At 70.5% G+C, this 13,516-nt stretch carries 10 protein-coding genes and 1 pseudogene; 4 read left to right on the forward strand and 7 right to left on the reverse strand.

The window, feature by feature from the left end; all coding sequences use genetic code 11:
• Positions 1-122 precede the first annotated feature (122 nt).
• The 3 genes and pseudogenes from BJ965_RS39410 to BJ965_RS18500 form a co-directional block, all read left to right on the forward strand.
• A complete protein-coding gene (locus BJ965_RS39410; protein WP_313666955.1) occupies positions 123-446 on the forward strand; it encodes an ATP-binding protein in 324 nt (107 codons plus the stop codon).
• A gap of 304 nt (positions 447-750) precedes the next feature.
• Positions 751-1,656 (forward strand): helix-turn-helix domain-containing protein, encoded by a 906-nt coding sequence (locus BJ965_RS18495; protein ID WP_184909681.1) that lies wholly within the window; start codon positions 751-753, stop codon positions 1,654-1,656.
• A gap of 47 nt (positions 1,657-1,703) precedes the next feature.
• A pseudogene (locus BJ965_RS18500) lies at positions 1,704-1,820 on the forward strand (Uma2 family endonuclease); the annotation flags it as partial.
• Between the two features lie 29 nt (positions 1,821-1,849).
• Here the strand turns inward: BJ965_RS18500 and BJ965_RS18505 are convergent.
• From BJ965_RS18505 to aspS, 4 genes are all read right to left on the reverse strand, one after another.
• Positions 1,850-2,668: a class I SAM-dependent methyltransferase gene (locus BJ965_RS18505; RefSeq protein ID WP_184909682.1), complete on the reverse strand. Its 819-nt coding sequence runs from the start codon at positions 2,666-2,668 to the stop codon at positions 1,850-1,852.
• Positions 2,669-2,793: 125 nt separating this feature from the next.
• Positions 2,794-4,149, reverse strand: a complete 1,356-nt coding sequence (locus BJ965_RS18510) for an MFS transporter (RefSeq protein WP_184909683.1) — start codon at positions 4,147-4,149, stop codon at positions 2,794-2,796.
• A gap of 162 nt (positions 4,150-4,311) precedes the next feature.
• On the reverse strand, positions 4,312-5,298 hold the full coding sequence (locus tag BJ965_RS18515; protein ID WP_184909684.1) for an intradiol ring-cleavage dioxygenase: 987 nt from the start codon (positions 5,296-5,298) through the stop codon (positions 4,312-4,314).
• A 117-nt stretch (positions 5,299-5,415) separates the two neighbouring features.
• Positions 5,416-7,179 (reverse strand): aspartate--tRNA ligase, encoded by a 1,764-nt coding sequence (gene aspS, locus BJ965_RS18520; RefSeq protein WP_184909685.1) that lies wholly within the window; start codon positions 7,177-7,179, stop codon positions 5,416-5,418.
• Positions 7,180-7,402: 223 nt separating this feature from the next.
• Between aspS and BJ965_RS18525 the strand changes: the two genes are divergently transcribed.
• Positions 7,403-9,541 (forward strand): SpoIIE family protein phosphatase, encoded by a 2,139-nt coding sequence (locus BJ965_RS18525; protein ID WP_184909686.1) that lies wholly within the window; start codon positions 7,403-7,405, stop codon positions 9,539-9,541.
• Between the two features lie 89 nt (positions 9,542-9,630).
• Here the strand turns inward: BJ965_RS18525 and BJ965_RS18530 are convergent, their stop codons facing one another.
• From BJ965_RS18530 to BJ965_RS18540, 3 genes are all read right to left on the reverse strand, one after another.
• On the reverse strand, positions 9,631-10,698 hold the full coding sequence (locus BJ965_RS18530) for an AI-2E family transporter (RefSeq protein ID WP_184909687.1): 1,068 nt from the start codon (positions 10,696-10,698) through the stop codon (positions 9,631-9,633).
• Between the two features lie 85 nt (positions 10,699-10,783).
• Positions 10,784-11,761 (reverse strand): pirin family protein, encoded by a 978-nt coding sequence (locus BJ965_RS18535; RefSeq protein ID WP_184909688.1) that lies wholly within the window; start codon positions 11,759-11,761, stop codon positions 10,784-10,786.
• A 180-nt stretch (positions 11,762-11,941) separates the two neighbouring features.
• Positions 11,942-13,441, reverse strand: coding sequence for an MFS transporter (locus BJ965_RS18540; RefSeq protein ID WP_184909689.1), 1,500 nt, complete (start codon positions 13,439-13,441; stop codon positions 11,942-11,944).
• Between the last annotated feature and the right edge of the window lie 75 nt (positions 13,442-13,516).

The raw sequence follows: 13,516 nt of genomic DNA on the forward strand, positions 1-13,516 counted from the left end.
GCCACGCTCAGTGACGTGAATCAGGAAAAGTCCACCCAACTTCTCTCGCCGACCGAGCACTTCAGCGTCCTGCTGTCGTCCACACCGCGCGGTGCCCGCCTCGCCCGGCTCCTCGCCACGGAGTGGATGCGCACCCGGGAGGTGCCTCACGGGTCACCGAGGCCGCCGAACACCTCGTCGCCGAACTCGCCGCGAACGCCGCAACCCACGGGCGGCTCCCCGGACGCGACTTCCGCCTCGCCCTGCTGGACCGCCGCACGACCCTCCGCATCGAGGTCACGGACACCCGTGGCGACGACCTCCCCCGCCATCGCCCGCTCGCCCCCGACGCCGAGTCAGGACGCGGCCTCCTCCTCGTCGAGGCCCTGGCCGACCGCTGGGGCGTGCAGCCCGGACCGGTCCCCCGCAACACCGTATGGGCAGAACTCGATCTACCGAACCCCTGACCAGCGAAAACGACACACGCACCGTGACCCGGCCGCGTGTGCTCCGGTGCCGTCGGCGGTCTTCCCCAAGAAACACGAGTGGGAAAGAAACCGCACCAAGCCCCACCCCTCCCGCCCACGGCGCACGCTCACTCCCGAGAGTGAACATCACCAACTGAGCTGGATTCGCCACCGGTTGTCTGCCCTACGCTCAGCGCAGCACCACGCGGCACGGACACAACCCAACCCCAGACATACAACGGCCCTCGCCGGGACTGGCATCCCGATGCGAGGGCCTGACCACCAAGGAAGCAGAACCTTCCCGATGGACACCCAAAACCCTAGCGTGCGCCCGCACGCCCAGTCCCGTAACAGCGGCAAAAACCACCCGCACCGGCATACCGGCGGGCACGCCCACCCCGGCGGCGTCATCCACGACAACACCCGCCACACCACCCGCTTCACGGTGATCGGCAACCACCTCACGCAGCACCCCGACCTGTCGCTCCTGGCGATCGGCCTGGCCTGCCACATCCAGTCGCTGCCCACCGGCGCGAGCATCGACATCAAGTCCCTCGCCGCCCGCTTCCCCGAGGGCCCCACCCGGATCGCAGCGGCCCTGCGCGAGCTGGAGACCCACGGCTACCTGAGCCGCACCCGTGAACGCACGCCGACCGGCCGCGTCGTCACCCGCACCGTCTCCCGCAATCAGCCCCGCGGCCACCGCGACCGCGCCGCCCCCGAAGCGGCACCGCCCAAGCTCCCGGCCCGCCGAACGGCAACCGCCCCGCAGCAGACACCCGCACGCCCCCGCGCCCTCCCCGCAGTGCCCAAGCCCGCGTACAGCTCCCCCACGCTCCTCCAGTCAGCCACCGAGGTCCTGGCCGGCCTCCGCCGCACGGACCCCCGTCTCCTCCTCTCCGCCACCGACACCGAACACCTCGCCCCCGGTGTCGCCGCCTGGCTGGAACGCGACCTCACTCCTACCGCCGTACGCCACGCCCTGACCAGTGACCTGCCGCCGGAGCCCCTGCGCCGCCCGGCCGCACTCCTGGCCCACCGCCTCACGGCCCAGCTCCCGCCCCTGCCGCCGTACCACGCGCCCGAGCCGCCACCGGCCGTCCGGCATCCCCTCCAGAACTGCCAGGGCTGCGACCGTGCCTTCCGGGCTCCCGCCCCCGGCAGGTGCCGCGACTGCCGATCCGATCTCCCCGAGGGCCACCTGGCATGAACGTGACGATTCCTGCCCGTGGGCACAGACGACGAGGAGCGAGCGCCATGACCATCGCCCCGGAGAACGCACAGCAGGGCGCCTCCCGCCTGTACCGGGTCATGCGGGATTTCGTTCAGTCGGCGGACGACAACCTCCCCGGCAAGTTCGAGATCACCAAGGAAGCCTCGTGCCGCCTCATCGAAAGTGCCGCCTAGCGCAGTTGCGCCGTTGCGAGGTGGATCTTGAAGGCGCAGGGGACGTGCCCATCCGACGTCGTCAGGTCCCTCACCTCGGCGAAGAAGGCCTTACGCAGCCCCTCCACCGTTGCGCGATCGAGTGGGCCGAGATCATAAACGCCGGACACCGCAGCCCATACCTGCTCCACCGGTCCGGTCAGACAGACAGGAACGGTCTCCCAGCCCACCGCCGCGAAACCCGCTGGTCCGAGGACTTCATCGAGGCCCTCGCGACTGCGTGTTCTCTTGTCCCCCAGTGCCGGGATGCGCTGCGAGGCCGGCGTCTCCTCAACAGTGCGCCGCAACAGCGTGAGGAACCGTTCAAAGGCCTCGCCACCCACGGCCCCGCCTCCCACCACGCATGCCAGGACCCCTCCGGGAGACAACACCCGGGCAACCTCGGCTGCGACCTGCTCGATCTCACTCATCAGCATCAGTGCCATGTGGGAAACGCAGGCGTCGAAGCTGTCGTCGGCAAAAGGAAGCTCCTGAGCCCGGCCCTGTTCCAACGTCGCTCCGGAGAGCGCCGGTCGGCGTCGTGCCAGCGCCAGGGAGTGCGAGGACAGGTCCACTCCCGCGAGTTGCCTGCCGACCCTCCGGGCCAGCAACTCGAGCAGGAGGCCATCGCCGCAGCCGAGGTCCAGTACGCGCCTGCTTCCAGCTACCTGATCGCACAGTATCTCGTAGCTTGACCGGCCGTCCGGAGCACGGCCACGGCCGAACGCCTCTGCGGTCACGGCCGGGTACTCGGCGTGGAACGCCTGCAAAAACGCCTCTTGCGGTGCGGTAGTCATCACTCACCCAACCTATGCCGCAGGCCGCTCACCGACGGAGGATCGGCGACAAAGGCAAGCCGAAGGACGAGGACTTGGGCCCGCCCTCTTCACAAGGAGCGGGCCCCGGGCCGCGTCGGCTCCGCTCAGCGCGCCTCCCCCGCGACCGGCTGCCCCGTCACCGCCGCGATGTCCCCGCCCGAGCCCGTCCGCTCGCCACGCTGCGTGTGCCGCACGAACGCCACCCCCAGCACCGCCAGGATCGACGCCGCCGACAGGGTGTACAGGCCCCCGTTCGTGCTGCCGGTCGTGTCCTTCAGGTAGCCGAAGAGCGTGGGGGAGACGAATCCGCCCAGGTTTCCTATGGAGTTGACCAGGGCCAGCCCCGGTGCCGCGATCTTCAGATCGAGGCCCGACTGGGCCATCGGCCAGAACAGGGTGGCCGCGCACTTGCCGCCCACCGCCGCCAGAGTGAGCGCGGCGAGGCCGAACCAGGGGGAGCCGAGCGTGGCGAGGAAGGTGCCGATAGCGGACAGGACCAGGGCGACCGCCAGGTAGGGGCGGCGGTCCGGGGCGCGGTCCGTGAAATGGCTCATCGTGTACATCGCGATCACCGCGCAGATCCAGGGGATCGCCGAGAGCAGCCCGATCTGGAACGGCGACAGCCCGCCGATCTCCTCCACCAGGCTCGGCAGCCAGAACGTGATCGCGTAGCCGGTGAGCGCCATCGCGAAGAAGACCGCGGTCAGGACGGCCACCTGGGGGTGGAAGATCAGCTTCATGCGGGACACCGAGGGCGCCCGGTCCCGTGTCTCCTTGTCCCGCGCCACCGCCTCGCTCAGCGCGTCCTTCTCCTCCTGCGTGAGCCACTTCGCGTCCTGGATGCGGGAGACCAGGAAGAACCCGGCGATGAAACCGACCAGGATGGAGAAGGCGCCCTCCAGGGCGAACATCCAGCGCCAGCCCGCGATGCCACCCGCGCCGTGCAGCTCCAGGAGCGCGCCCGTGATCGGGCCGGTCACGATGTACGCCGTCGCCGAGCCGCCCAGGAAGATCGCACTGGCCCGGCCCCGGCTGGAGTCCGGCAGCCACTGGGTGAAGTAGAGCAGCACTCCGGGGAAGAAGCCGGCCTCCGCGACGCCGAGCAGGAAGCGCAGGCCGTAGAACATCCACACGTTGTGGATGAAGCACATCGCCACGATCACCAGACCCCAGGTGATCATGATGCGGGTCAGCCAGACCCGGGCGCCGAACCGCTCCAGCCACATGTTGCTGGGGACTTCGAAGAGCGCGTACCCGATGAAGAACAGGCCCGCCCCGAGGCCGTAGGCGGTGGCGCTGACTCCGACGTCGGCCCGCAGTTCGTCCTGGACGAAGCCCACGTTCGTCCGGTCCATCTGGTTGACCAGCAGCATCAGGACCAGGATCGGGAGCATCCGGCGCAGGAACTTGCCCACCGCCCGTTGCTCGGCCTCGGGTATCGCTGTCGCGGCGTCTGACATCGTTGTCTCCCTTGCTGTACACGTACATGAACAGCAATCACGTACGCGTTCTCGAAGGGACCTTAGGGAGGCCTGCGTCCCGGGTCAACGGGTTGAGTAGAAGTCCATGTATGTGAATGAAGGGCGGACGTCGTGTAGCCGTCCGCCCTTCACCCGTCTCCCTCAGCCCGCGGACGCCGAGGCCGACGCGCCCGGCTGGACGGAGTCCCCCGTGCCGTCCTGCGCGGCCTCGGGGTCGACGCCCATGGTGAGCGTGGCGACGACGCCCTCGGCGATCGCGCCCTTCCTGTACTTCAGCTTCAGCAGACCGCCCTCGGTGCCGTTGCCCGGGTAGATGGTGTCGTCGTCGAGGGTCGTGCGCGCCGTGGTGTTGGTGGAGTACGGCGCGACCTCGGCCGTGGCCAGCACGGACGCCTCGTCGAAGAAGAGCTGCCCGGTGTGGCAGGTCGTGCCGCCCTCGTAGCCCGCGTCGGTCCAGGTGCCGTGCACATGCACCTTGGTGTGGATGTGCACGCAGCGGCCCTGGTACCAGCCGGGGAAGACCGTACGGAACACGACCTCGCCCTTCTTGTCCGTCCGCCACGTGCCCCGCAGGTAGCGCTCGTCGTCGGTGGGCTCCTCGTGCCCACCACCGCCACCGCCGCCTCCCGGAGGCGCACCCGTGGGGGTGCCGGTCGGCGTACCGGAGGGCGTACCGGTCGGAGTACCGGAGGGAGGCGTACCGCCACCGCCTCCTCCACCGCCCCCGCTGCCCATCGACTCATAGCCGGAGTACACGCCCAGCGCGTTGCAGTGCCAGATGTCGACGGCGGCGTTCGCGAGGGGCTTGCAGGTGTCGGAGTCGATCACCTTCAGTCGCAGGGTGAGCGGAATGCCCTCCTGGTCCTCGGTGATGTCCCGGCGGAGCTTGTCGGCGTCGATGTAGTAGGGGCCCTCGGTCGTCTCGGAGGTCAGCCTGTAGCAGGCCTCGCCCGAGGTTCCGCCCGTCTTCCCCCTGGCCGCCGCCGTCTCCTCGTCGGCGAAGGCACCCGCCGCGAACGCACCGCCGACGCCCGCCGCCACCACCGCGCCGGCGCCCGCGGCGACGACCTTGCGGCGTGTCAGATCCCGTTTGTGTTTCGGCCCGTGGGCCGTCTCCTGTCCCGTCATGGGAAGCGAAGCTAGGGAGCGCGGCTGTCAGCGGCCTGGGGGAGAGCTGAGCAGAAGCCCTGAACGCGGAAGTGGCCCGGAACCGGCGACGGTTCCGAGCCACTCACGGGAGTTCGCCTACTTCGGCTGCGGCTTGCGCACCGACAGGTGCAGTTCCTTCAGCCGGGCCTCCTCCAGCTCCGTCGGCGCGCCCATCATCAGGTCCTGGGCGTTGCCGTTGAGCGGGAAGGCGATGGTCTCGCGGATGTTGGGCTCATCGGCGAGCAGCATCACGATGCGGTCGACACCCGGGGCGATGCCGCCGTGCGGCGGGGCGCCGAAGCGGAAGGCGCGCAGCATGCCCGCGAACTTCTCCTCGACGGTCTCGCGGTCGTACCCGGCGATCTCGAAGGCCTTGAGCATGATCTCCGGCTCGTGGTTCCGGATCGCGCCGGAGGACAGCTCGACACCGTTGCAGACGATGTCGTACTGCCAGCCCAGGATGTCCAGCGGGTCCTGGGTCTCCAGGGCCTCCAGACCGCCCTGCGGCATGGAGAACGGGTTGTGCGAGAAGTCGATCGCGCCCGTCTCCTCGTCCTTCTCGTACATCGGGAAGTCGACGATCCAGCAGAACCGGAAGACGCCGTCCTCGAAGTGCCCGGCACGCTTGGCGGCCTCGACCCGGACCGCGCCCATGATCTTGGAGACCTCGTCGAACTCGCCCGCGCCGAAGAAGACCGCGTGGCCGGCCGCGAGCGACAGGCGCTTGGTCAGCTCGGCGACGTTCTCCTCGGTGAGGAACTTCGCGATCGGGCCGGTCAGCGAGCCGTCCTCGGCGACGCGGACCCAGGCCAGGCCCTTGGCGCCCTGCGAGACGGCGTAGTCGCCGAGCTGGTCGAAGAACTTGCGGGGCTGGCCGGAGACGTCCGGCACCGGCAGGGCGCGCACGTGCTTGCCGGCGAACGCCTTGAACTCCGAGCCCTCGAAGATGTCGGTGATGTCGACGAGTTCGAGCTGGGCGCGCAGGTCGGGCTTGTCGGAGCCGTACTTCAGCATCGCCTCGCGGAACGGGATCCGCGGGAACGGCGACGTGACGTGGCGGCCGCCGCCGAACTCCTCGAACAGCTCGGTCATCAGCTTCTCGACGGGCTGGAAGACGTCCTCCTGCTCGACGAAGCTCATCTCGATGTCGAGCTGGTAGAACTCGCCCGGCGAGCGGTCGGCGCGGGCGTCCTCGTCGCGGAAGCAGGGCGCGATCTGGAAGTACCGGTCGAAGCCCGAGATCATCAGCAGCTGCTTGAACTGCTGGGGCGCCTGGGGGAGAGCGTAGAACTTGCCCGGGTTCAGGCGGGAGGGGACGACGAAGTCGCGGGCGCCCTCGGGGGACGTCGCGGACAGGATCGGCGTCGCCATCTCGTTGAAGCCGAGGGCGACCATCTTCGAGCGGATCGAGGCGATCACCGACGACCGCAGCATGATGTTCTTGTGCATGCGCTCGCGGCGCAGGTCGAGGAAGCGGTACTCCAGGCGCCGCTCCTCGTTGACGCCGTCCTCGGTGTTGATCGTGAACGGCAGCGGGGCGGCGGCGCCGAGCAGCTCGACCTCGCCGACCTCGACCTCGATCTCGCCGGTCGGCAGCTCGGGGTTGATGTTCTCCGTGCCCCGGGAGACGACCTTGCCGTCGACACGGACGGTCGACTCCTTGGAGAGCTTGTCGAGGGCCTCGTAGGCGGGGGTGCCGGGACGGGCCACGAGCTGCGTGATGCCGTAGTGATCGCGCAGATCGATGAAGAGGATGCCACCCAGGTCGCGCCGATTGTGCAGCCAGCCACTCAGTCGGACGTCGCTGCCGACGTCAGAGGAGCGGAGCTCGCCGCAGGTGTGGGACCTGTACCGATGCATCGTCGTTCATCCAGTCTTCGCTGATCGGGGTCTGTGTTTCACGTGAAACGCCTCCCCAGCGTACCGGGCAGGCGAAGATCGGCTCTCCACAGTTATGGATCGAGTACGCGGTGGTCGGGCATCGAGCTCGCGGTAGTCGTACGTCGGGCACGCACGCTCCGTCCTCGGGGTCCGCGTCCGCTATCGGTGGCAGCGTTCGATCGCCTGTTCTTAAAGTAGGGCAATGCGCACTGGCGAGCCTCTGCCCGCCGTGGGGGAGGCTCTCGCCGCCCTCGCGACCGGCCTGTGGCACTGGGACACCGCCACCGGGCTGGTCACGGTCGACGCCGAGGCAGCCCGGTTGCTCGGGCTGCCCGCCGAGCAGGTCAGCCTCACGGAGGCCCAGGCCCGGGCCCGGCTGCACCCCGTCGACTGGAACGAGATCACCGGCGTGATCCAGCTGGCCGTGGCCGAGGGCACCCTCGCCGAGGTCCGGATCCGGATCATGGACGAGCAGGGCCGGGTCGTCCGGATCGTCCGCAGCCGCTCCAAGCCGTCCTTCGACCGGACCCGTAAGGCGTACCGGCTGATCGGCACACTCCAGGAGGTCACCGAGCCGACGCCGGGCACCCCGGCCGGGCGCAGCGCGGTCACCGGGGACTGGCGGCGCTCTCGGGAGGCGTTCCTGCTGGACGCGGGCCGGGCCCTGGCCGAGGCGCGCTCCACCCAGGAGGTTCTGCGCGTCACGGCGAATCTGTCGATGCCCGGGTTCTCGCCGGACGGACTGGCGGTGTTCGGAGTCTCGGGCGATCGCCTGACGATCATCGGCCACCACGGGCAGCAGCGGGGCACCGAGAGCCCCTTCTCGGACATGCCGCTGGACACGGACTATCCGGCCGCCGAGGTGGTGCGGACCGGCCGGGCCGTCTACCTGTCCTCCGCCGAGCACTACAAGGCCCGCTACCCGCTGACCTGGCCGCTCGCCGAGCGCTTCGGCCGCCGCTCCTGGGCGTTCCTGCCGCTGACCGTGGCCGGGCGGACCATGGGCGCGTGGATGGCGGCGTTCACCTACCCGGTCGCGTTCACCCCGGACGAGCGGTCCGTGCTGGCGACGGTGGCACGGATGCTGGCGCAGGCCCTGACCCGGGCGGGCGTGGCCGAGAGCGAGCGCGCCCTGACCGACGGACTCCAGCGCACGATGCTGCCGAGGCTCGGACCGCAGCGCATCCCGGGCATGAGCGTCGCCGCCCGTTACGTCCCGACGGGCGGCGGGCTCCAGGTCGGCGGCGACTGGTACGACGTGATCCCGCTGCCCAGTGGCCGGTTCGCGCTGGTCATCGGTGACGTCCAGGGCCATGACGTACGGGCGGCGGGGCTGATGGGCCAGCTGCGGATCGCCCTGCGGGCCTACGCCTCGGAGGGCCACCGGCCGGACGCGGTGCTGTCGCGCGCCTCCCGCTTCCTGCACGGCATCGGCGACGAGGAACCGGCCGACGCGCGCTTCGCGACCTGCGTGTACGTCGAGGTCGACCCGGCGACGGGGGTGCTGGACATCGCCCGTGCCGGGCATCCGGACCCGGCGATCCGGATGGCCGACGGCACGGTGCTGACCCGGCCGACATCGGGCGGTCTGCCGCTGGGCATCGACCCGGACGCCGACTACCCCACGACCCGGCTCACGCTGGAGCCCGGCGAGACGATGCTGATCTGCACGGACGGCCTGCTCGAGACCGGCGGCCACGACCTGGACACCGGCTGGCGGCGGCTGCGCGTGATCCTCGAGGACCACAAGGGCGATCTGGAGGAGCTCGCCGACACCCTGGTGCAGGCCGTGCACGGGCCGTCCTCGCACCACACCACCGGCCCGCTGGCGGACCGCCGCGAGGACGACATCGCGATGCTGCTGCTGAGCCGGGAGGGCGGGGGCTGCGGCTGCGGTGACGCGATGACCGTACGGCCTCCGGTGCGGCGCTCGGTGCTGACCGTCGCGCAGGCCGAGCCCGAGCGGGTCGCGGTCGCCCGGCAGCAACTGCGCGAGTTGCTGCACGACTGGGGCTCGCCCGACCAGGTCGACTCGGCGGTCCTGCTGCTGTCCGAGCTGCTGACGAACGTCCTGGTGCACACCGACCACGACGCGCTGCTGGTCGCCGAGATCACGGGCGAGGTGGGCGGGCGGCGACTGCGGATCGAGGTCACGGACGCCGGCGACGACCTGCCGCACCGGCGCAGACCCGGGGAGCTGGCGTCCTCCGGCCGCGGCCTGGTGCTGATCGAACTGCTTGCGCACGCCTGGGGCGTCGACCCGCGCGGCGAGGGCAAGAGCATCTGGTTCGAGCTCTACGAGTCCGTGAACGGCTCGGGCGACGGCTCCTGGTCGCCGTAGCGGTCACGGCTGCGACGACGGCGACGGCACCTGGCCGCCGTGCCGGTCATGGCTCCCGCGACGGCGACGACTCCTCGCCACCGCGGCGATCACGGCTCCCGCGACGGCGACGACTCCTCGTCGCCGTAGCGGGTGCGCAGTTCCTGGACGACACCGAAGGCCGCCGCGGTGAGAGGGACCGCGAGCAGCATGCCGAGCACTCCGGCGACGGAGGCCCCGGCCGTGATCGTCACCATCACCACCGCCGGGTGCATCTGCACGGTCCGGCTCTGGATCATCGGCTGGAGCACGTGCCCTTCCAGTACCTGCACCGCGAGGACGACGCCGAGCGCCCACAGCGCGATGACGACCCCCCGGTCGGCGAGGGCGACCAGGACGGCCAGGGCGCCCGAGATGAAGGCGCCGAGGTAGGGGATGTACGCCCCGACGAAGACCAGCGCGCCCAGCCCGGCCGCGCCGGGCACGTCGAGGACGAGCAGGCCCACGGTGATGAGCAGCGCGTCGATGAGCGCGATGAGGGTCGTCCCCCGCATGAACCCCTCGACGGCCCGCAGCGCCCGCCGCGCCATGGCCTCCAGGGTGTCGGCCGATCCGCCGGGCGACAGGGACCGCAGCGTCCCGGCGGCCTTGTCGGAGTCACGCAGGAAGAAGAAGACGAGCAGCAGCGCGAGGACGGCCATGGCGATGGACTCACCGACCACGCTCACGCCGCTGATCACGCCGGAGGCGGCCGTACCGCCGAACTTGCCCAGCAGTTCCCGGGCGTTGGAGGCGAGGTCGTCCAGTGAGGTGCCGGCCGCGCCGAAGTGCTCGGAGACGCCGCGGGCGGCCTGCTTGAGCGAGGCGACGATCTCGTCGCCGGTGTCGATGAGCGCCGCGACCACGATGTACACGGCCCCGCCGACCACGGCGACCACCGCCACACAGGTGAGTCCGGCCGCGACCGACCGGTTCACCCCGGCCTTCACGAGCCGCCGGTGCAGCGGCCCGAGCAGCGCCGTCCCGAGCAGCGCGAGCAGCACGGGCACGACGGCGGTCCGGAACTCCACGACCAGCCGGATGCCGACATAGACGACCCCGGCGAGGAGCAGCAGGACGGCACACCAGGCGGCGAAACGCCGGACGGGGACGGGGAGGAGCGGGGTGGGGGCCTGCACATCCCCACCCGACCACGCCCCGGGCGGGCCGTCCCGTCAGGGAGGCCCGCCAGGGTGACGGGGCGTCAGCCGCCCCGGCACTGCGTCAGTCCTGCGGACCGCTCGCCGTCATTCCGTGCACCGCCGGGACCGTGCCCAGGCGGCCCTTCTGGAAGTCCTCGAAGGCCTGCATGAGTTCGTCCTTGGTGTTCATGACGAACGGGCCGTAGTGGGCCATGGGCTCACGGATGGGCTGTCCGCCGAGCAGGACGACCTCGAGGTCCGGGGTGTGGGAGTCCTGCTTCTCGTCCGCGCGGACGGTCAGCGAGGAACCCGCGCCGAAGACGGCCGTCTGGCCCATCTGGACCGGGCGGCGGTCGGGGCCGACGCTGCCACGGCCGGCCAGGACGTACGCCAGCCCGTTGAAGTCCTCGCGCCAGGGCAGCGTGAGCTCCGCACCCGGGGCGACGGTCGCGTGGACCATCGTGATCGGGGTGTGCGTGATGCCGGGGCCCGCGTGTCCGTCCAGCTCACCGGCGATGACCCGCAGCAGCGCGCCGCCGTCGGGGGTGCTGAGCAGCTGGACCGAGCCGCCGCGGATGTCCTGGTAGCGCGGGGCCATCATCTTGTCCTTGGCCGGGAGGTTCACCCACAGCTGGAGGCCGTGGAAAAGCCCGCCGGAGACGACGAGATGCTCCGGTGGGGCCTCGATGTGCAGCAGACCCGAGCCCGCGGTCATCCACTGGGTGTCCCCGTTGGTGATGGTGCCGCCACCACCGTTGGAGTCCTGGTGGTCGAAGATCCCGTCGATGATGTACGTGACGGTCTCGAAGCCGCGGTGCGGGTGCCAGGGCGTGCCCTTGGGCTCACCCGGCGCGTACTCCACCTCGCCCATCTGGTCCATCATGATGAACGGGTCGAGATGGCGGTAGTTGATCCCCGCGAACGCCCGGCGCACCGGGAAGCCCTCACCCTCGAAACCGCTCGGAGCGGTCGTGACGGCGAGCACGGGACGTGCCACGGCGTCGGCAGGCGCGGTCACGCGGGGCAGCGTCAACGGGTTCTCGACGGTCACTGCAGGCATGTCGGTTCCTCCTCGTGTACGCCCAGTTTAGTTGAGCGTTGAACTTTCTACCACCCCCAACAGAGAAAAGCGGGAGCGCATTCCCGACCCCGGGGGACGGCGCAGCGAACCACGGAAGACCGGCATGACGGAAGGCCGTCACCCCGCAGCGGGGTGACGGCCCTCGGATGTCCGGGCAGGTCAGGCGACCAGCTCGTGCTCCTCGCTCTCCGCCCCGGTGGGTCCGGGCTTGCGGTCCCGCATCACCAGCGCGGCCACGACCGCAGCGGCCAGGACACCGACTGCGCTGATCGTGAAGGTCGTCGCCATCGAGGCGGCGAAGGCCTCCCGGGCCGCCCGCACCAGCCCCGTGTCGCCGCCTGCGACGGCCAGCGCCCCGCCGATGGACTCGCGGGCCTGCCCGGGGGCGCCGGCCGGCATTTCGTCCCGGTAGCCGCCGGAGAGCAGGGACCCGAGGATCGCGATGCCGAGGGCGGTGCCGGACTGCTGGATCGTGTCGTTGAGGGCCGAGCCGACGCCCGCCTTGTCCTCCGGGATGGTGCCCATCAGCGCGGCCACCGCGGCCGGCATGGCCAGGCCGGCCCCCAGCCCCAGGATCCCCAGTGCCACGGCCGGGACCGTGAACCCGCTGTCGGCGGTGAGCGTGGTCAGCAGTCCGAAGGACGCGGCCATCAGCAGCATCCCGCCGAGGATGACGAACCGGTTGCCGAACTTCACGGCGAGCTGCGCCCCGGCCGTGTTGCCGGCCAGCGCGGCGACGGCCAGCGGCAGGAAGGCCAGGCCCGCCTTGACCGCGGACCAGCCGAGGACGAACTGGAGGTACTGGGTCAGCACCAGCAGCAGTCCGGCGTTGCCGATCTGGACGAGCGCCAGGGAGAGCGAACCCCCGCTGAAGTTGCGGTGCTTGAAGAGGACCAGCGGGACCATCGGCGCGGGGGTCACGTTCTGCCAGATCACGAAGCCGGCCAGGGCGAGCACCGCCACGGCCAGGACGACGACGGAGCGGCCCTCGAACGCGCCGTGCTGCGGAATCTCGATGATCCACCACACCAGGGCCGTCATGCCCACCGCCGACAGCACCGCGCCCAGCGGGTCCGGCTTCTGCCACGGCGCCTTCGACTCCGGCATCAGCAGCACACCGGCCAGCAGCGCGAGACCGACGACGGGGACGTTGATCAGGAAGATGGCCTGCCAGGCGAAGTGGTCGATGAGCACGCCGCCGAGCACCGGGCTGCCGACCAGCCCCAGCATCGACACCGAACCCCACGCGGCCATCGCCTTGGGCCGCTCGTCCTCGTCGAAGACGGTGATGAGGATCGACAGGGTCGAGGGCATGATCAACGCCCCGCCGACGCCCATCGCGATCCGCACCGCGATCAGCTCACCCGGAGTGGAGCAGAACACCGCCCCCAGCGAGGCCGCCCCGAAGAGCAGCAGCCCGACCAGCATCACCTTCCGGCGCCCGAACCTGTCCCCCAGGCTTCCCGAGGTCAGCAGCAGCCCGGCGAAGACCAGGGTGTAGGAGTCGAGGATCCACTGCATGTCCTGGGCGCTCGCCCCGAGGTCCTCGGTCAGTGTCGGCACCGCCACCGTCAGCGCCATGTTGTCGACGACCAGGACCAGGGTGCTGAGGCACAGCACGATCAGGATCCACCAGCGGCGTGGATTGCGCGTTTCCATTTCCGTTCCCCTCCCGCGAACACCGTTCCTTCGATGCGCACACTGTACGCACACAGGAACGGTGTGCGCAATGCT

Origin of the sequence: Streptomyces luteogriseus (assembly GCF_014205055.1) — a bacterium.
GTDB lineage: Bacteria > Actinomycetota > Actinomycetes > Streptomycetales > Streptomycetaceae > Streptomyces > Streptomyces luteogriseus.

Coding starts and splice junctions, on each gene's coding strand:
- BJ965_RS18515 (WP_184909684.1), bottom strand. CDS start 5,298: ATGACGGGACAGGAGACGGCCCACGGGCCGAAACACAAACGGGATCTG.
- BJ965_RS18495 (WP_184909681.1), top strand. CDS start 751: ATGGACACCCAAAACCCTAGCGTGCGCCCGCACGCCCAGTCCCGTAAC.
- BJ965_RS18505 (WP_184909682.1), bottom strand. CDS start 2,668: ATGACTACCGCACCGCAAGAGGCGTTTTTGCAGGCGTTCCACGCCGAG.
- aspS (WP_184909685.1), bottom strand. CDS start 7,179: ATGCATCGGTACAGGTCCCACACCTGCGGCGAGCTCCGCTCCTCTGAC.
- BJ965_RS18535 (WP_184909688.1), bottom strand. CDS start 11,761: ATGCCTGCAGTGACCGTCGAGAACCCGTTGACGCTGCCCCGCGTGACC.
- BJ965_RS18525 (WP_184909686.1), top strand. CDS start 7,403: ATGCGCACTGGCGAGCCTCTGCCCGCCGTGGGGGAGGCTCTCGCCGCC.
- BJ965_RS18540 (WP_184909689.1), bottom strand. CDS start 13,441: ATGGAAACGCGCAATCCACGCCGCTGGTGGATCCTGATCGTGCTGTGC.
- BJ965_RS18510 (WP_184909683.1), bottom strand. CDS start 4,149: ATGTCAGACGCCGCGACAGCGATACCCGAGGCCGAGCAACGGGCGGTG.